We start from the raw sequence: 16,069 nt of genomic DNA, 5'->3' as shown, positions 1-16,069 counted from the left end.
GGGGCGGCGTCAGGGGGTGACGTCCTCCTGGAGGAAGATCGTCTGGTTGGTCCCCTCGATGACGCCACCGCGCCGCCAGGCCTCTTCGAGCGCGGGTGACGGGAAGTGCTTCCGCACCTGTTCGATGTCGTCGAACCGGAACAGGACGACGGCCTCTGCCGGATCGGCCATGTTCCGGGTCACGGCGACGGTCTCGAGACCGAGACTGGAGCGCTGTTCGGCGAGGGAGTCGAACGCCTCCCGCCACTGGGTGTAGTCGGCGAACTTCTGACGAATCAGCAGATAGGCCATGTCGGGCAGCCTAGGCAAGGAGGGGGGCTCCTGGTACCCCGTGGCATCAGCCGATCTCGACCACGTGCGCCCCGCCAGGGGGTCAGTGCGGGATCGCCCGGATGATCTCCAGAGCACCGTCCTTGATGAGCGTGGCCGCAACCGACGTCCCGAGGGCCTGGGCATGGCGCCCCCACTCGTGGGCGTCCACGACGTCCTTCCCGTCCGGCGAGAACACCCGGGCCCGCAGGCTCAGCCGGCCGTCGGGTTCGGTGCGGGCGACGGCGGCGATCGGGGAGTTGCAGTGGCCCTGGAGACAGTGCAGGAGTGTGCGCTCCGCCTCGGTCTCCCGATGAGTGTCCGGGTGACCGAGCGGTGCGAGAACATCGCGCAGGGCTCCGTCGTCCTCTCTCGACTGCAACACCAGGGTCCCCGACCCCACGGCGGGCATCATCGTCTCCAGGGGCAGCACCTCGGTGATGCGTCCGGCCTCTCCGATGCGCTCAAGCCCCGATACCGCGAGGATCAGGGCGTCGTACTCCCCGGCGTCGAGCTTGGCCAGCCGCGTGTTGGCGTTCCCCCGGATCGGCCTTGTGACGAGATGCGGATGCGTACGGGCGAGCTGAGCCACCCGTCGCACTGAGGACGTCCCGATGACCGCCCCCGTCGGAAGCCGGTCGAGCGAGCGCCCGCCCGGCTCCACCAGGGCGTCGTGAAGACTGTCCCGCCGCAGGTATGCGGCGAACACCGTCCCCCGCGCGACCGGTACGTCACCGGGCACGTCCTTCACGCAGTGCACGGCAAGGTCGATCGCCCCGCTCACCAGCGCCTCGTCCAGCTCCCGGGTGAACGCCCCCTTCCCGCCGAGCTCGGAGAGGGCGCCGGACCACCGGTCTCCGGAGGTGGTGAAATCGACGACCTCGGTCCTCAACGCGGGGTGTGCAGCGGCAAGTTCGCGCCGCAGGCGCTCGACCTGAGCCAGCGCCATCGGGGAAGAACGGGTGCCGATGCGAATGACGTCGAGTGACATGGGGCAACGGTAGCGCTACGCGAGGTGCGGCGGGTCGCCGAGGCGCGCCGCGACGGCCAGGCCGGACGCCCAGTCCATGAGCGTCCAGCGCATCTTCGTGTGCCGGGGCAGTTCGCGGACGAATCGGTCGACACGGTCTTGGTGATCATCCGGCCAGGTCGGCTGCGGGTTGAGGTCGTCGCCCACGTACAGGGCGCCGGGCCGCAGAAGTCGCACGAGGCGCTCCAGACCGGTGAATTTGCCCGGCCGGCAGTCCACGAAGGCGAGGTCGAACCTCGGCCCCTCGTATGCACGGCGCTGGGGGCGCTTGTCGACGCGGTGCGGGACGGTTCCATCTAGCCATCTCCCCACACGCCTTGCGTGGCCCGCTTCCTCTCTCCGGAGGGCGGGCCGTTCGCCTGTCCCGCCTGGCCGATCAGCCGATCTCGACCACGTGCGCCCAGTCCGGCGGCGAGTCCGGTACGTAGTCGGGGTCGTCCTCGTCCACCGGGCCGCCGGTCCGCGGGAACAGTCCGACGACCGTGCGGCACGGCGGGCGGCTCGACGGCCAGGGCGTCTGGCCGTCGGTGAGGACGACCACGACGTCGGGACGGGGGCGGGAGCGCAGTGCGGTGGCGAAGCCCGTGCGCAGGTCCGTGCCGCCGCCCCCGACCAGCGGGATGCCCTCCGCCCGGCACAGCGGGTGCACTACGCGGGCCGCCGCGTCGCACGGGACGACGTTCACCAGCTCGCGCCGGCCGCCCACCGCCCGCGAGATCGCGGTGACCTCCAGGAGCGCGCTGCCCAGCTCGGCGTCGCTGACCGACAGGGAGGTGTCGATGACCACCGACACCCGCGGCGGCCGGCGGCGCAGGCTCGGCAGCACGATGCCGGGCAGGGAGACCGAGCGGCGGGACGGCCGGCCGTAGCTGTGGTCGTCGCCCGCGCCGGCCGCCGCGGCGGCCGAGCGCACCGCGGCGCCGAGGAGCTGCCGCCAGGGCTGCGGCGGATGGAACGCCTCCTCAGCCCACCGCTGCCAGCCCGCCGGCACGCCGCCCGGGCGGCCCGTGATGCCCTCGGCCACCCGGAAGCGGACGGCGTCCCGCTCCTGCTCGCTCAGCCCGTCCGCGCCGCCGGGGCCGAGCTCCCACTCCCGGTCCAGGCCGTCGGCGCCGCTGCCGCAGTCCAGCCAGGCGGCCGTGTCGGGCAGCCAGGGCCCGAGCTGGAACTGCCGCAGGTAGTCCTCCATCAGCCCGTCCGTCGGGAGCCGCAGGTCGGAGGGCAGCAGCGCGCCCTCGGGGCGCACGAGCCCTTCGCCGTAGATGTCGTCGTTGATCTCGAAGTCGGCGGCGATGTTCATCCGCAGCCGCTCCGAGGCGCCGGTGAGCCCGCGCTCGCGGGCCACCCGGTCGCTGCGGCCGTGGTGGTCGCGGAGCAGGTGGGACACCTCGTGCACCCACACGCCGGCGAGCTCCTCGACGGAGGTGGCGGCCACGAACTCCGGCGAGGCGTAGCACCGCCACCACCGGTCGACACCCATCGTCCGCACCCGCCGCGACTCGACGACGTGCAGGGCGAAGAGCGCGGTCGCCAGGTACGGCCGCACGCGCACGGCGTGCAGGCGCGCGGCGAACAGCTTCTCCCGGTCGAGGCCCGGGGCAGGGCGCGTGTCCGCGCTCATCGGCCCGCGCCCACGGCGGTCACGCGCGCCACCGAGCGGTCCGCTCGCCGGGACACCGACACCACGCCCGCGAGCCGCTCGATCGCCTCCGGAACGTCCCAGTCCTCCTGCCGCAGCGAGGCCAGGGTCGTCGCCGGCACCACCACCAGGTCCGGCGCCCCGGTCTCCAGGGCGCGTACGAGCAGGGCCCAGGCCGCGTCCCAACGCGCCTTCGCCGGGCGGGCCCTGACCGCCTCCACCACTCCTTCGAGGGTGGCCTGACGGCGGTCGCCGCGCTCCGGCAGCTCGGCCGCCCCGGGATCGGCGAGCAGCACCTCGGGGTCCGGGAGGTCCATCCGGTCCAGCCATGCGAGGAGTTCGAGCCCGGGACCGTCGCCGACGGTGCCGCGCACGAGCAGCGAGAGCACGTCCCGGGAGGAGCCCGCGGCGGTGGCGAAGGCGATCAGGGACAGCGCCATGTCCCAGCTGCGCGGCGACGGCCAGGCCCCGCCCCTGCGGGTCTCGTTGCCCGGCAGCCGGTGGACGAGCGCCGGCCGGCTGCCGAGCAGCCCGCACACCGCCCGGCGGGCCCGGTCCACGGCCTGCGGCAGCAGGGCGGCGTCCAGCTTGGGCAGGGTCGCCCGCGGCCAGGTGCCACCGAGCCCGCGCACCACCACCTCGTGGTCGTGGGCCCACAGCAGGTGCACGAAGCGGTTGGCGAGCGGCGGGCTCAGCTCCCAGCCGTCGGCGGCCGAGGCACGCGGGTTGGCGGCGGCCACGATCCGTACGCCGGGCGGCAGCTGGAGCGAGCCGATGCGCCGCTCCAGGACCAGGCGCAGCAGCGCCGCCTGGACGGCGGGTGTGGCGGTGGACAGCTCGTCCAGGAACAGCAGCCCGCGCCCGGCCCGTACCAGGCGCACGGCCCAGTCCGGCGGAGCCAGCGGCACGCCCTGCTCGGCCGGGTCGTCGCCGACGATCGGCAGTCCGGAGAAGTCGGACGGTTCGTGGACGCTGGCAATCACCGTGGTGAGCGGCAGGTCGAGTTCCTCGGCGAGCCGGGTGAGCGCGGCGGTCTTGCCGATGCCGGGCTCGCCCCACAGCAGCACCGGGAGGTCGGCGGCGACGGCGAGGGTCAGGGCCTCAAGCTGGGTGTCGGGACGGGGCTCGGTGCGGGTGTCACGCAGCAGGGCGAGCAGGTCGGCGGCGACGTCGAGCTGGGCCGGGGGAGTGGACGCGGGAGCGCAAGCAGTCATGTGGGTCACCTGAGGGTGTGAGGGTGTGAGGAGGGCCGGGAGGCCCAGGAGATCCGGGAGATCCGGGAGATCCGGGAGATCCGGGGGATCCGGGGGATCTGGCGGATCCGGGGTTCTGGGGGATCCGGGGTTCTGGGGGATCCGGGGGATCCGGAAGATCAGGGAGGCCGGAGCGGCCAGGGAGGCCAGGGAGGCCACGGAGGTCAGCGGGAATCGGGACCGGGTGCGCGGGTGCGCGGGCAGGCGGTCGGGCAGGCAGGCGGGCAGGCGGGCAGGCGGGCAGGCGGGTGCGCGGGCAGGCGGTCGGGCGGGCAGGCGGGCGCCGGTCAGCGCCGGACGGCGTCCCGGGGGCGGGAGCGGGCGGACCGGCGCAGCCGCGGATGGACGGGTCGGTCGGGCGGCCGGTGGTTCTCGGGCCGGGCCAGTCCCGCCCGGTAGAGCCCGTGCACCAGCCGCCGTTCGGCGGCGGCCTCCAGGGCCTCCTGGAGCGGGCCGGAGCGCAGCACGGCCTCGGGGCCGAGCAGGCCCTCGACGGCGGCCAGTGCCCCGGCGGTGTCACCGTGCCGTAGCCGTTCCCGCACGTCGTCGAGGGTGTCGGGCCTGCGGTGCGCCTCGTCGATGACCCGCAGGCAGGGCAGCGGGGTGCCGGACAGGGCGACGAGCAGCTCCTCCCGCCGCAGCTCCTCCGGATCGTGGTCCAGCGGCGCGAGGACGCCGTCGACCAGGGCGATCCGGTGCAGCGCGCCACGGCACTCCACGATGCGGGGCGCGCGCGGGTCGGGAGGCGGTGCGGGCTCCGGGGTGCCGCGTTCCGGTACGAGCGCGGCGGCGACCAGCGGGTGCAGCCGGCCGGCCTCGACCGCGCCGGCCCGCAACAGCTCCAGGTCCGGCGGCAGCCAGGTCGCCGCGTCGGGCAGCAGGGGCAACGTGCCGCCCGCGCCGCCCGGTTCGACGCCCGCGACCGTGGACGGCCCGACGTCGAGGACGAAGCGGCGGTCCCCGGCGCGTACGGCGACGCGGCCGGCGGCCCGCCCTTCGGCGCCGAGCAGGATCCGGGCCTCGGCCGCCCACCGCTCGGCGTCCGGCAGCGGCGGCCCGCAGGCCCCGGCCCGGTCCCGAAGCTCACCGGCCCGGCGGGCGTCCCACAGGTGCCGGTGCAGGTCGAGCCGGAAGCGCCGGCTCGGCCGGGGATGCGGATGCAGGGCGGCGGCCTCGGCCCCCAGGGAGTCCCCGTCCCACAGCGCCAGGCTGATCCGCTGACCGCCGTCCGCCCAGGCCGGCGCCGTGCGCACCACGAGGTGCACCGGGCCGTACCGGGCCAGCCGGACGGTGAGGCCGGGGCGCAGGAGCCCGTCGGGAGCGATCCGCGGCATGTGCCAGCGCAGCAGGTCGGGCGCCAGGTGCCGGAGGTCCGCCCGGACCCGGGCCGCCAGGTCCCGGCCGCGGCGACGCGCGAGGGACGCGAGGTCCAGGTCGACGTCGAAGCCCGCGGCGGCGCACGCCCCGGCCCAGTCGCCGACGAGCCGGCGGGCGGTCGCGGTCCCGATCACGGAGGCCGGCACGGCGAACTCGCGCACGCGCGGCCAGAAGGAGGGCGAGAAGGCTGCGGAAGAGGTGGGAGACGCAGCGAAGGAAGAAGCGAAGGAAGAAGCGAAGGACGAAGCGGGAGAGGAAGGGAAACGGGTCGCACCGTACGCGTCGTGAGTGGCCATCAGCACTCACCTTGCGCGGACGGGACCCCCAATCTGAGAACAGAGTGAGTCGTCATCGCGGCGATCGTAACCACATCCCGCCCGGCCCCGCCAGGCATATCGCCCCGCCGGGCAGCCACACAGAACCATGCATGCGCGCTTGCTTGTTTCCCGTACTGCTGCCAAGGTCCTGCCAGAACCTTCCGGGGTCTCCCCAAGCCGTACCCGCACGAGCCATTCTGTCGCCACCACCCACCCAGAGTCAGGGGGCACGCACGCATGGTGTTTCGCAGCGAGTACGCCGACGTCCCGGCCGTCTCCCTCCCCATCCACGACGCCGTCCTCGGCCGCGCCGCCGAGTTCGGCGAGCAGCCCGCGCTGGTCGACGGCACCGGCGGCGACGGGGCGCTCACGCTCACGTACGGGCAGGTGGACGCCTTCCACCGGCGGGTCGCCGCGGGGCTGGCGGAGGCGGGGGTGCGGAAGGGCGACGTGCTCGCCCTGCACAGCCCCAACACCGTGCTGTTCCCGGTCGCCTTCTACGCGGCGACCCGCGCCGGCGCGTCCGTCACGACCGTGCACCCGCTCGCCACGGCCGAGGAGTTCGCCAAGCAGCTCCGCGACTGCGCCGCGCGCTGGATCGTGACCGTCTCGCCGCTGCTCGCGGTGGCCCGCGCGGCGGCCGAACTCGCGGGCGGCGTCGAGGAGATCCTCGTCTGCGACCAGGCGCCCGGGGAGCCCGAGGCCGACGGGACCCGGATCCGCTCCCTCCAGGACTTCCTCGGCTCCACCGCGCCCGAGCCGGCGCCGGACGTCGATCCGGACACGGACGTCGCCGCCCTGCCGTACTCCTCCGGCACCACCGGCATCCCCAAGGGCGTGATGCTCACCCACACCTCGATCGCCACCAACCTCGCGCAGCTCGAACCGCTCATGCCGATGGGCCCCGGTGACCGGATCCTCGCCGTGCTGCCGTTCTTCCACGTGTACGGCCTGACGGCACTGATGAACGCCCCGCTGCGGCGCGGCGCGACCGTCGTCGTCCTGCCTCGCTTCGAGCTCGACGGCTTCCTCGCCGCGATCGAGAAGCACCGCATCAACGCCCTGTACGTGGCGCCGCCGATCGTCCTCGCGCTCGCCAAGCACCCGGCGGTCGCGGACTACGACCTGTCGTCGCTGCGGTACGTCGTCTGCTCGGCGGCCCCGCTCGACGCGGCGCTCGCCGAGGCGTGTTCGGCGCGGCTCGGGCTGCCGCCGGTCCTCCAGGCGTACGGCATGACCGAGTTGTCACCGGCCACCCACCTGGTCCCGCTGGCGACGGAGAACCCCCCGCCCGGGACCGTCGGCAAGCTGCTGCCGGGCACCGAGATGCGGCTGGTCTCCCTCGACGACCCGGCCAAGGACGTGCCGCCCGGTGAGGAGGGCGAGATAGCGATCCGCGGGCCGCAGGTCATGAAGGGCTATCTGGGCCGGCCCGAGGCGACGGCCGCGATGATCGACGAGGACGGCTGGCTGCACACCGGGGACGTCGGCCGGGTCGACGAGGACGGCTGGCTGTACGTGGTCGACCGGGTGAAGGAACTCATCAAGTACAAGGGCTTCCAGGTGCCGCCGGCCGAGCTGGAGGCGCTGCTGCTGACCCACCGGGGCATCGCGGACGCGGCCGTCATCGGTGTCGTCGACGGCGACGGCGCGGAGGTCCCGAAGGCCTTCGTCGTGCGCCAGCCGCACGCGGCGGAGCTGTCCGCCGACGACGTCCTCGGCTACGTCGCCGAGCGGGTCGCCCCGTACAAGAAGATCCGGCAGGTGGAGTTCGTCGCCACCGTGCCCCGAGCGGCGTCGGGCAAGATCCTGCGCCGGGAACTGAGGGACCGCACATGAGTCTTGTCGGCACCGTGCACGACCGGGGCGTCACCACGCTCACCCTGGACTCCCCGGCCAACCGCAACGCGCTTTCCGCGCCCCTGGTGGCCGAGCTCGCCGACGCGCTCGCCGCGTGCGGAAAGGACCCGGCGGTCCGGGCGGTGGTCCTCACCCACGCGGGCGGGACCTTCAGCGCCGGCGCCGACCTGAAGGCCCCGCCCGGGCCGTACGCCTTCGTGGACCTGCTCCGGCAGATCGTCGAGCTGCCGAAGCCGGTCGTCGGGGTCGTCGACGGCCATGCCCGGGCCGGCGGCCTGGGACTCCTCGGCGCCTGCGACGTCGTCCTCGCCTCCGAGGAGTCGGACTTCGCGCTCACCGAGGTACGGATCGGGGTGGCGCCCGCGGTGATCTCGCTGACCCTGCTGCCGAGGCTGGAGCCGCGGGCGGCGGCGCGGTACTACCTGACGGGCGAGCGCTTCGGCACGGCGGAGGCGCTGCGGATGGGCCTGGTGACGGCGCCGCTCGCCGAGCGGGACCGGATCCTCGACGGGCTGCGGCAGGGCTCCCCGCAGGGGCTGCGCGAGGCGAAGCGGCTGGTCACGGCTAGAGTCCTGGACACCTTCGAACGCGAGGCGGAGGAGCTGGTGCAGTTGTCGGCCTCGCTGTTCGCCTCGGCCGAGGCGCGCGAAGGGATGACGGCCTTCCTCGAACGACGGGACCCGACGTGGCGGCTCTGACCGGCCCGAAGCAGGACAGGAGCCGCGCCACCCGGCAGCGGCTCCTGGAGGCGGCGGTGGCCTGCCTGGCCGAGCACGGCTGGGCGGGCTCCACCGTGGCGGTGGTCGCGGAACGCGCCGGGGTGTCCCGGGGCGCCGCCCAGCACCACTTCCCGACCCGGGAGGACCTGTTCACGGCGGCGGTCGAGTACGTGGCGGAGGAACGCTCCCAGGCGCTGCGGACGATCCCGACCCAGGACCGCGAGACGGTCGTCGCCGCCCTCGTCGACCTCTACACCGGCCCGCTCTTCCGCGCCGCCCTGCACCTGTGGGTCGCCGCCTCCAACGAGGAGCAGCTCCGCCCCCGCGTCACCGAGCTGGAGGCCCGGGTGGGCCGCGAGTCCCACCGCATCGCCGTCCAGCTCCTCGGCGCCGACGAGTCCCGCCCCGGCGTCCGCGAGTCCGTCCAGGGCCTCCTCGACATGGCCCGCGGCCTGGGCCTCGCCACCCTCCTCACCGACGACCGCGCCCGCCGCGAACGGGTCGTCGCGCAGTGGACGGAGCTCCTGGACAGGGCCCTGGGCTGAACCGGACGGGGCCCTCGCCCCGACCTGCCGCCGGAGTGACCCGCGCCACATCGTGGGAGGCGGGGGCGCAGTAGGCTGGTCGCATGCTTTCGCTCGTACGTCGCCGCCACGTGGATCTGCTCCGCGTCGCGAGCATGGGCTGTCCCGGTCGGCGCTGACCCCGACACACCCACCCCACCGCCCGGCACGGACGCACGCCCTCGCGTCGCACCGGGCGCCGTACACCCACCGCGGACGCACATCATGAGTTACCCCTCGCAGCTTCCCATCGTCGACCTCTCCGCCGCCGACCGCGGGCCGCAGGCCCGTCGTCTGCTGCACGCGCAGCTCCACTCCGCCGCCCATGACGTGGGCTTCTTCCAGCTCGTCGGGCACGGTGTGACCGAGGCCGAGACGCGGGCGCTGACCGACGCGATGCACGCGTTCTTCGCGTTGCCCGAGGGCGACCGGCTCGCGCTCGACACCACGAACTCGCCGCACTTCCGCGGCTACACCCGGATCGGCGACGAGCGCACCGCCGGGGCCCGGGACTGGCGGGACCAGCTGGACATCGGGGCCGAGCGTCCCGCGCACGTACCGGCGCCGGGAGAGCCGCCGTACTGGTGGCTGCAGGGGCCCAACCAGTGGCCCGAGGTGCTGCCGGAGCTGCGCCTCGCGGCGCTCAACTGGGTCGAGCGGCTGTCCGGCGTCGCCGAGCGCCTGCTGCACGAGCTGCTCACGTCCATCGGCGCCGCGCCGGACTTCTACGACGACGTCTTCGGGGCCCGCGCCCACCCGCACCTCAAGCTGGTCCGCTATCCCGGCAGCAGCGGCGAGGGCGACGACCAGGGCGTCGGCGCGCACAAGGACTACGGCTTCCTCACCCTGCTCCTGCAGGACCACGTGGGCGGGCTCCAGGTGGAGCGGGAGGACGGCGTCTTCCACGACGTGCCGCCGCTGCCGGGCGCGTTCGTCGTGAACCTGGGCGAGCTCCTGGAGGTGGCGACGAACGGCTACCTCGTCGCCACCAACCACCGCGTGGTGTCACCGCCCGGAGCGACGGAACGGTTCTCCGTCCCGTTCTTCTACAACCCGCGGCTCGACGCCCGGATCGCCCCGCTGGAGTTCCCGCACGCCGCCTCCGCGCCCGGCGTGACCGCCGACCCGGCGAACCCGCTGTTCGCCGAGTACGGCTTCAACGAGCTGAAGGGCAAGCTGCGCGCCCACCCGCTCGCCGCGGCCCGCCACCACGCGGACCTGCTGGTCAAGGACGGTCAGCCGGCGATGTCCGTGATGTCGGAGTAACCCTCGATCTCGCGCGGGTCCCGCTGGCCGGGGCCCGTGTAGCGGGCCGACGGGCGCACCAGGCGGCCCGTGCGCTTCTGCTCCAGGATGTGTGCCGACCAGCCCGCCGTACGGGCGCAGGTGAACATCGACGTGAACATGTGCGCCGGGACCTCGGCGAAGTCGAGCACGATCGCGGCCCAGAACTCGACGTTCGTGGCGAGGACGCGGTCGGGGCGGCGGTTGTGCAGCTCCTCCAGGGCCGCCTTCTCCAGCGCCTCGGCGACCTCGAAGCGCGGCGCGGCGAGTTCCTTGGCCGTGCGGCGCAGGACGCGGGCGCGCGGGTCCTCGGCGCGGTACACGCGGTGGCCGAAGCCCATCAGCCGCTCGCCGTTGTCGAGCGCCTGCTTCACGTACGCCGTCGCGTCGCCCGTCCGCTCGATCTCCTCGATCATGCCGAGGACCCGGGACGGCGCGCCGCCGTGCAGCGGGCCCGACATGGCGCCGACGGCGCCGGACAGGGCCGCGGCCACGTCCGCGCCGGTGGAGGCGATGACGCGGGCGGTGAACGTGGAGGCGTTCATGCCGTGCTCGGCGGCCGAGGTCCAGTACGCGTCGACGGCCTTGACGTGCTTCGGGTCCGGCTCGCCGCGCCAGCGGATCATGAACCGCTCGACGACCGACTGCGCCTTGTCGATCTCGCGCTGCGGCACCATCGGCAGGCCCTGGCCGCGCGCCGACTGGGCGACGTAGGACAGCGCCATGACGGCGGCGCGGGCGAGGTCGTCGCGGGCCCGCTCGGCGGAGATGTCCAGGAGCGGTTTGAGGCCCCAGACCGGCGCGAGCATGGCGAGCGCGGACTGCACGTCGACCCGGATGTCACCGGAGTGCACCGGGATCGGGAACGGCTCGGCCGCCGGCAGGCCGGGGTTGAAGGCGCCGTCGACCAGGAGGCCCCACACGTTGCCGAAGGAGACGTGACCGACCAGGTCCTCGATGTCGACCCCGCGGTAGCGAAGGGCGCCGCCCTCCTTGTCGGGTTCGGCGATCTCCGTCTCGAACGCGACGACTCCTTCGAGCCCGGGTACGAAGTCGGACATGGGGCGGCTCCTCCAGCATGAGGATCAGTCGTGGGGAACGGCTGATCGATGATCAATCATTCGACCGGTGGTCTTGGTAAGACGCAACAGGGATCCAGCGCATGAGTCTGTACGGTTCCGATGATGCGGGGAAGCGTGACATCCGGCACACTGCGCCGTTCCGGGGAGGAAGGGTTAGCGGCACGCGGTGCCGGGCAGACTGCGCCACTACGGCAGGATGGAGCCCGTGACCGACGCTCTCGATCCCGACGCTCTCGATCCCGCCGACATGCGCGAGCAGTACCGGACCATGGAGCTCACCGTGGCCGACCTCGCACCCGAACCGGTCGAACAGTTCGCGCGCTGGTTCAAGGAGACCGCCGCTAGCCCGGCGATCCACGAGCCGAACGCGATGGTCGTCTCCACCGCCAGCCCCGACGGCCGCCCGTCCTCCCGCACGGTGCTGCTCAAGCACTACGACGAGGCCGGTTTCGTCTTCTTCACCAACTACGGCTCCCGCAAGGGCCGCGAGCTGGCCGCCAACCCGTACGTCTCGCTGCTCTTCCCCTGGCACCCGCTGGCCCGCCAGGTCGTCGTCACCGGCCGCGCCGCCCGCGTGGGCCGGGACGAGACGGTGGCGTACTTCCGCACCCGGCCGCACGGCTCGCAGCTGGGCGCGTGGGCCAGCCACCAGTCCTCGGTGATCGAGTCGCGGGCCGAGCTGCTCGCCCGGTACGAGGAGCTGGCCGCCCGCTACCCGGAGCGCGAGCAGGTACCGGTGCCGCCGGAGTGGGGCGGCTTCCGCGTCGTACCGGAGGCGGTGGAGTTCTGGCAGGGCCACGAGAACCGGCTGCACGACCGGCTCCGCTACGTACGGGACGGGGAGACCTGGAAGGTCGAGCGCCTGTCGCCGTGAGGGGCCGTGACGGGCCGCGGGAGGCGATGTCCGCGGTGAACGCAGACGACCCGTGGGCCTTGGTCCCGTCCGCCTAGGTTCGGACGGGAGCCGGCCGGACTGACCGGCGGCCCACGGGTCGGGTGACTGCGTTGGTGTTCGGCAGAAGGCCTGCCGAGGTGCACAGAGTGCGACGGCAGGCCTTAGCCCGCAGTCACCTCACGAGTCCGAAAAGAAACCATTTTTTCGGATCACCTCCTTTCGCGTGTGACCACACACTAAGAAGCCTCCGCTCCTCGTTCAACCCCTTTTTTCGCGCCCTCTCCACGACCCTCCTCTCCGCTCCCTCCGCCCCCTGTTCTCCGCCCCCTCCCCGCCGTCACCCTCCGATGCGACCCCGATGCGCTCCGGATAGCCCGTGCGATACGGGGTCCGATACGGCGCTCGGGTTGGCTCGGTGGCACGAGTTCACCGACGAGCGGAGGAGTCATGGGCACAGTGGTGCAGAAGTTCGGCGGCAGTTCGCTGGCCACCACCGAGCACCTGCGCCGGGTGGCCCGCCGGGTCGCCCGCGTCGCCGCCACCGGCCGGCGCGTCGCCGTCGTCGTCTCCGCCCGGGGCAAGACCACCGACCAGCTCATCCGCACGGCCGGCGAGATCAACCCCGAAGCCGACGGCCGCGAGGTCGACCAGCTGCTCGCCACCGGCGAGGCGGCCTCCGCCGCGCTCACCGCGATGGCCCTGCAGCGCCTCGGCACCCCCGCCACCGCGCTGTCCGGCGCCCAGACCGGCATCCTCGCCTCCGGGCCGCCGGGCGCGGGAGTGATCGTCGCGATCGACACCGAGCGCGCCGAGCGGCTGCTCGACGCGGGCCGGGTCGTGGTCGTCGCCGGCTTCCAGGGCGTCGACGCGCACGGCGACATCATCACGCTCGGCCGCGGCGGCTCGGACACCACGGCCGTCGCCGCGGCGGCCGAACTCGGCGCCACGCACTGCGAGATCTACACCGACGTGCCCGGCGTCCTCAGTGCCGACCCCCGGCTGGTGCCCGCGGCCCGGCTGCTGCCGCGGCTCGACATGGACGTGATGGCCGAAATGGCCTTCGCCGGCGCGAAGGTCATGCACTCCCGCGCGGTCGAACTCGCCGCGCTGTGCGGCCTCGACATCCACGTCGGCCACTCGGCGGCCTCCGGTACCGGCACCCGTATCCACGCGAAGGACGAAGACGACATGCTCGAGACCCAGGCCGCCGTCATGGCGGTCGTACACGACCAGGACGCGGCACGGGTCACCGTCCGCACCGCGGGCGCCGCCGAGAACCCGGCGCTCACGGTCTTCCGCGAGCTGGGTCGGCGGGCCGTCCCCGCCGACATGACCTCCGTGCACGAGGAGCGCGGCGGCGGCCACACGATCGGCCTGACCGTGCCGCACACCCGGGTCGCGGCGGTACGCGAGTTCCTCGCCGCGCACGCCGCCGCCGGGGCCGACGCGCTCACCGTCGACGACTCCGTGGCCAAGGTGTCGATCGTCGGCAAGGGCCTGCTCAGCCGCCCCCAGTACGCGGCCCGGATGCTGTCCGCGCTGTCCGGCCGCGGCATCGCCGCCGGCGCCTTCTCCGCCTCCCAGCTGCGGATCTCGGTGACCGTGCCGCGCGCCGACGCGCACCGGGCGGTCCGGCTCCTGCACACCGAGTTCGAGCTCGACGCCTCGCCGGGAGACACCCCGCTGACCCTGGCCACCCGGACCTGACCGCCGGCACCCGGCCGCCCTGACCACCCTTCTGGGAGTACCGATGACGACCGACCAGTTGTCCTTCGCACGCCGCTTACGGCTGCGCAGGCTGCACCGCCACGCCCCGGACCGGCTGCTCGTCGTTCCGCTCGACCACTCCGTCACCGACGGCCCCGTGACCGGCGGCAGCCGGGTCGGTGCGCTCGTCGGCGACCTGGCCCGCCACCACGTCGACGCCGTCGTGCTGCACAAGGGCGCGCTGCGGCGGATCGACCCCGAGTGGTTCGCCCACACCTCGCTGATCCTGCACCTGAGCGCCAGCACCGTGCACGCCCCCGACCCGAATGCCAAGTACCTGGTGGCGAGCGTCGAGGAGGCGCTGCGGCTCGGTGCCGACGCGGTCAGCGTCCACGTCAACCTGGGCTCCGACGAGGAGCGGCGGCAGATCGCCGACCTGGCGGCGGTGGGCGACGCCTGCGACCGCTGGAACGTTCCGCTGCTCGCGATGATGTACCCGCGCGGCCCCAAGATCCACGACCCGCGGGACCCGGCGCTCGTCGCCCACGCCGTCCAGCTCGCCGCCGACCTCGGCGCCGACGTCGTCAAGAGCCCGTACGTCGGCTCCGTCGCCGCGATGCGCGACGTCACCGCCACCGCCGCCGTGCCGGTCATCGTGACCGGCGGCCCGCGCAACGACGACGAGGCCGCCACCCTCGCCTACGTCGAGGAGGCCCTCGCCGGCGGCGCCGCCGGCATCGCGATGGGCCGCAACGTCTTCCAGGCCCCGAACCCGGGCGCCCTCACCGACAAGCTTTCCGACCTCGTGCACGGCCGACACGCCGCCGCCCTGTAGAGCGCACCGACCGCGGCGCACCGGCAAGAACACCAGATCAGAGCACACCGACAGATCAGGAGAGTTCCGTGAAGATCAGCTGGCTCGACATCCGCTCCCTCGGCGAGGCCCGCGCGGCGATCCTCCAGGAGGCCCTGCACCACCGTGTGGAGGCGGTCGTCGCCGACGACACCGCGGACCTGAAGGACCTGCCGCCGACCGTGACCAAGGTGCTCTTCCCGCAGGGCAAGCCGCTGCCGGACGACTTCGGCGACGCGACCGTCGTCATCGTCGACCCCGCCCGGCACGGCGTCACCCCGGCCGAACTCGCCCTGCGCCACCCGGACCTGGAGTTCGGCCGGTTCGTGGAGATCGTCGACGCGCCCACCCTGGAGGACGCCTGCGAGTCCGCGCGCACCGAGCGCTGGAGCGTGCTGCTGTTCCGCGACCCCACGAAGATCCCGCTGGAGATCGTGATCGCCGCCGCGGCCCGCGCCACCGGCTCGCTCGTCACGGTCGCGCAGGACGTCGAGGAGGCCGAGATCATCTTCGGCGTCCTGGAGCACGGCTCCGACGGCGTGATGATGGCGCCGGCGAAGGTCGGCGACACCGCCGCCCTGAAGCGGGCCGCGGAGGCCGACGTGCCGAACGTCAACCTCACCGAGCTGCGGATCGTCGAGACCACCCACATCGGCATGGGCGAGCGGGCCTGCGTCGACACCTGCACCCACTTCCGCGAGGACGAGGGCATCCTGGTCGGCTCGCACTCCAAGGGCATGATCCTGTGCGTCAGCGAGACCCACCCGCTGCCGTACATGCCGACCCGCCCGTTCCGGGTCAACGCCGGTGCCATCCACTCGTACACGCTGGGCAAGGACGAGCGCACCAACTACCTCAGCGAGCTCAAGGCCGGCAGCAAGGTCACGGCCGTGGACGTGAAGGGCAACACGCGGCTCGTCACGGTCGGCCGCGTGAAGATCGAGTCCCGTCCGCTGATCTCCATCGACGCCGAGGCCCCGAACGGGCAGCGGGTGAACCTGATCCTCCAGGACGACTGGCACGTCCGGGTCCTCGGCCCCGACGGCGTGGTCCTCAACAGCACGGAGCTGAAGCCGGGCGACGTCGTCCTCGGCTACCTGCCGAGCGAGGACCGGCACGTCGGCTACCCGATCGACGAGTTCTGCCTGGAGAAGTAGGTCCACCTCCAGCGGTTGCCCCCC

At 73.6% G+C, this 16,069-nt stretch carries 16 protein-coding genes; 9 read left to right on the top strand and 7 right to left on the bottom strand.

The features are described 5' to 3' along the window. Positions 1 to 9: 9 nt before the first annotated feature. From ACFY8W_RS11390 to ACFY8W_RS11365, 6 genes are all read right to left on the bottom strand, one after another. Positions 10 to 291 carry a hypothetical protein gene (locus tag ACFY8W_RS11390; RefSeq protein WP_391103141.1) on the bottom strand — a complete coding sequence of 94 codons (282 nt, stop codon included), beginning with the start codon at positions 289 to 291 and terminating at the stop codon, positions 10 to 12. 82 nt (positions 292 to 373) lie between these two features. Continuing rightward, entirely contained in the window at positions 374 to 1,300 is a 927-nt protein-coding gene (hemC, locus tag ACFY8W_RS11385; protein ID WP_391103139.1) for a hydroxymethylbilane synthase, read from the bottom strand. 15 nt (positions 1,301 to 1,315) lie between these two features. Beyond that, positions 1,316 to 1,516 carry a hypothetical protein gene (locus ACFY8W_RS11380; RefSeq protein WP_391103136.1) on the bottom strand — a complete coding sequence of 67 codons (201 nt, stop codon included), beginning with the start codon at positions 1,514 to 1,516 and terminating at the stop codon, positions 1,316 to 1,318. Between the two features lie 199 nt (positions 1,517 to 1,715). Next, the gene (locus ACFY8W_RS11375; RefSeq protein WP_391103134.1) at positions 1,716 to 2,960 is read right to left on the bottom strand and encodes a VWA-like domain-containing protein; all 1,245 of its coding nucleotides are present in this window, start codon (positions 2,958 to 2,960) and stop codon (positions 1,716 to 1,718) included. Continuing rightward, positions 2,957 to 4,192 carry an AAA family ATPase gene (locus ACFY8W_RS11370; protein ID WP_391103132.1) on the bottom strand — a complete coding sequence of 412 codons (1,236 nt, stop codon included), beginning with the start codon at positions 4,190 to 4,192 and terminating at the stop codon, positions 2,957 to 2,959. The genes ACFY8W_RS11375 and ACFY8W_RS11370 overlap by 4 nt, the downstream gene beginning before the upstream one ends. A gap of 326 nt (positions 4,193 to 4,518) precedes the next feature. Then, positions 4,519 to 5,769: a hypothetical protein gene (locus ACFY8W_RS11365; protein WP_391103129.1), complete on the bottom strand. Its 1,251-nt coding sequence runs from the start codon at positions 5,767 to 5,769 to the stop codon at positions 4,519 to 4,521. A gap of 393 nt (positions 5,770 to 6,162) precedes the next feature. Between ACFY8W_RS11365 and ACFY8W_RS11360 the strand changes: the two genes are divergently transcribed. From ACFY8W_RS11360 to ACFY8W_RS11340, 5 genes are all read left to right on the top strand, one after another. Then, a complete protein-coding gene (locus ACFY8W_RS11360) occupies positions 6,163 to 7,764 on the top strand; it encodes an AMP-binding protein (protein WP_391103126.1) in 1,602 nt (533 codons plus the stop codon). Then, positions 7,761 to 8,483: an enoyl-CoA hydratase family protein gene (locus ACFY8W_RS11355; protein ID WP_391103124.1), complete on the top strand. Its 723-nt coding sequence runs from the start codon at positions 7,761 to 7,763 to the stop codon at positions 8,481 to 8,483. The genes ACFY8W_RS11360 and ACFY8W_RS11355 overlap by 4 nt, the downstream gene beginning before the upstream one ends. After that, the gene (locus ACFY8W_RS11350; protein ID WP_391103121.1) at positions 8,471 to 9,049 is read left to right on the top strand and encodes a TetR family transcriptional regulator; all 579 of its coding nucleotides are present in this window, start codon (positions 8,471 to 8,473) and stop codon (positions 9,047 to 9,049) included. The genes ACFY8W_RS11355 and ACFY8W_RS11350 overlap by 13 nt, the downstream gene beginning before the upstream one ends. 83 nt (positions 9,050 to 9,132) lie before the next feature. Beyond that, positions 9,133 to 9,207 carry a putative leader peptide gene (locus ACFY8W_RS11345; protein WP_391103882.1) on the top strand — a complete coding sequence of 25 codons (75 nt, stop codon included), beginning with the start codon at positions 9,133 to 9,135 and terminating at the stop codon, positions 9,205 to 9,207. A gap of 85 nt (positions 9,208 to 9,292) precedes the next feature. Next, a complete protein-coding gene (locus ACFY8W_RS11340) occupies positions 9,293 to 10,333 on the top strand; it encodes a 2-oxoglutarate and iron-dependent oxygenase domain-containing protein (protein WP_391103119.1) in 1,041 nt (346 codons plus the stop codon). On the opposite strand, the gene ACFY8W_RS11335 is transcribed toward ACFY8W_RS11340, so the two are convergent. Beyond that, entirely contained in the window at positions 10,303 to 11,412 is a 1,110-nt protein-coding gene (locus tag ACFY8W_RS11335; protein ID WP_391103117.1) for a citrate synthase, read from the bottom strand. The genes ACFY8W_RS11340 and ACFY8W_RS11335 overlap by 31 nt on opposite strands. A 268-nt stretch (positions 11,413 to 11,680) precedes the next feature. On the opposite strand from ACFY8W_RS11335, the gene pdxH reads away from it, so the two are divergent. From pdxH to griH, 4 genes are all read left to right on the top strand, one after another. Continuing rightward, a complete protein-coding gene (gene pdxH, locus ACFY8W_RS11330; RefSeq protein WP_391103879.1) occupies positions 11,681 to 12,307 on the top strand; it encodes a pyridoxamine 5'-phosphate oxidase in 627 nt (208 codons plus the stop codon). Positions 12,308 to 12,775: 468 nt separating this feature from the next. Then, entirely contained in the window at positions 12,776 to 14,035 is a 1,260-nt protein-coding gene (locus tag ACFY8W_RS11325) for an aspartate kinase (RefSeq protein ID WP_391103114.1), read from the top strand. A gap of 43 nt (positions 14,036 to 14,078) precedes the next feature. After that, on the top strand, positions 14,079 to 14,870 hold the full coding sequence (locus ACFY8W_RS11320) for a 2-amino-3,7-dideoxy-D-threo-hept-6-ulosonate synthase (protein ID WP_391103112.1): 792 nt from the start codon (positions 14,079 to 14,081) through the stop codon (positions 14,868 to 14,870). 68 nt (positions 14,871 to 14,938) lie between these two features. Then, positions 14,939 to 16,045, top strand: a complete 1,107-nt coding sequence (gene griH / locus ACFY8W_RS11315) for a 3-amino-4-hydroxybenzoic acid synthase (RefSeq protein ID WP_391103110.1) — start codon at positions 14,939 to 14,941, stop codon at positions 16,043 to 16,045. Positions 16,046 to 16,069: the final 24 nt, after the last annotated feature.

This window comes from Streptomyces sp. NPDC012637, from assembly GCF_042954805.1.
GTDB lineage: Bacteria > Actinomycetota > Actinomycetes > Streptomycetales > Streptomycetaceae > Streptomyces.
The sequence above is the reverse complement of the archived record's forward strand: the minus strand, read 5'-3'. Positions and strand labels throughout refer to the sequence as shown.

Coding starts and splice junctions, on each gene's coding strand:
- ACFY8W_RS11390 (WP_391103141.1), bottom strand. CDS start 291: ATGGCCTATCTGCTGATTCGTCAGAAGTTCGCCGACTACACCCAGTGG.
- hemC (WP_391103139.1), bottom strand. CDS start 1,300: ATGTCACTCGACGTCATTCGCATCGGCACCCGTTCTTCCCCGATGGCG.
- ACFY8W_RS11375 (WP_391103134.1), bottom strand. CDS start 2,960: ATGAGCGCGGACACGCGCCCTGCCCCGGGCCTCGACCGGGAGAAGCTG.
- ACFY8W_RS11370 (WP_391103132.1), bottom strand. CDS start 4,192: ATGACTGCTTGCGCTCCCGCGTCCACTCCCCCGGCCCAGCTCGACGTC.
- ACFY8W_RS11360 (WP_391103126.1), top strand. CDS start 6,163: ATGGTGTTTCGCAGCGAGTACGCCGACGTCCCGGCCGTCTCCCTCCCC.
- ACFY8W_RS11355 (WP_391103124.1), top strand. CDS start 7,761: ATGAGTCTTGTCGGCACCGTGCACGACCGGGGCGTCACCACGCTCACC.
- ACFY8W_RS11340 (WP_391103119.1), top strand. CDS start 9,293: ATGAGTTACCCCTCGCAGCTTCCCATCGTCGACCTCTCCGCCGCCGAC.
- ACFY8W_RS11335 (WP_391103117.1), bottom strand. CDS start 11,412: ATGTCCGACTTCGTACCCGGGCTCGAAGGAGTCGTCGCGTTCGAGACG.
- pdxH (WP_391103879.1), top strand. CDS start 11,681: ATGCGCGAGCAGTACCGGACCATGGAGCTCACCGTGGCCGACCTCGCA.
- ACFY8W_RS11325 (WP_391103114.1), top strand. CDS start 12,776: ATGGGCACAGTGGTGCAGAAGTTCGGCGGCAGTTCGCTGGCCACCACC.
- ACFY8W_RS11320 (WP_391103112.1), top strand. CDS start 14,079: ATGACGACCGACCAGTTGTCCTTCGCACGCCGCTTACGGCTGCGCAGG.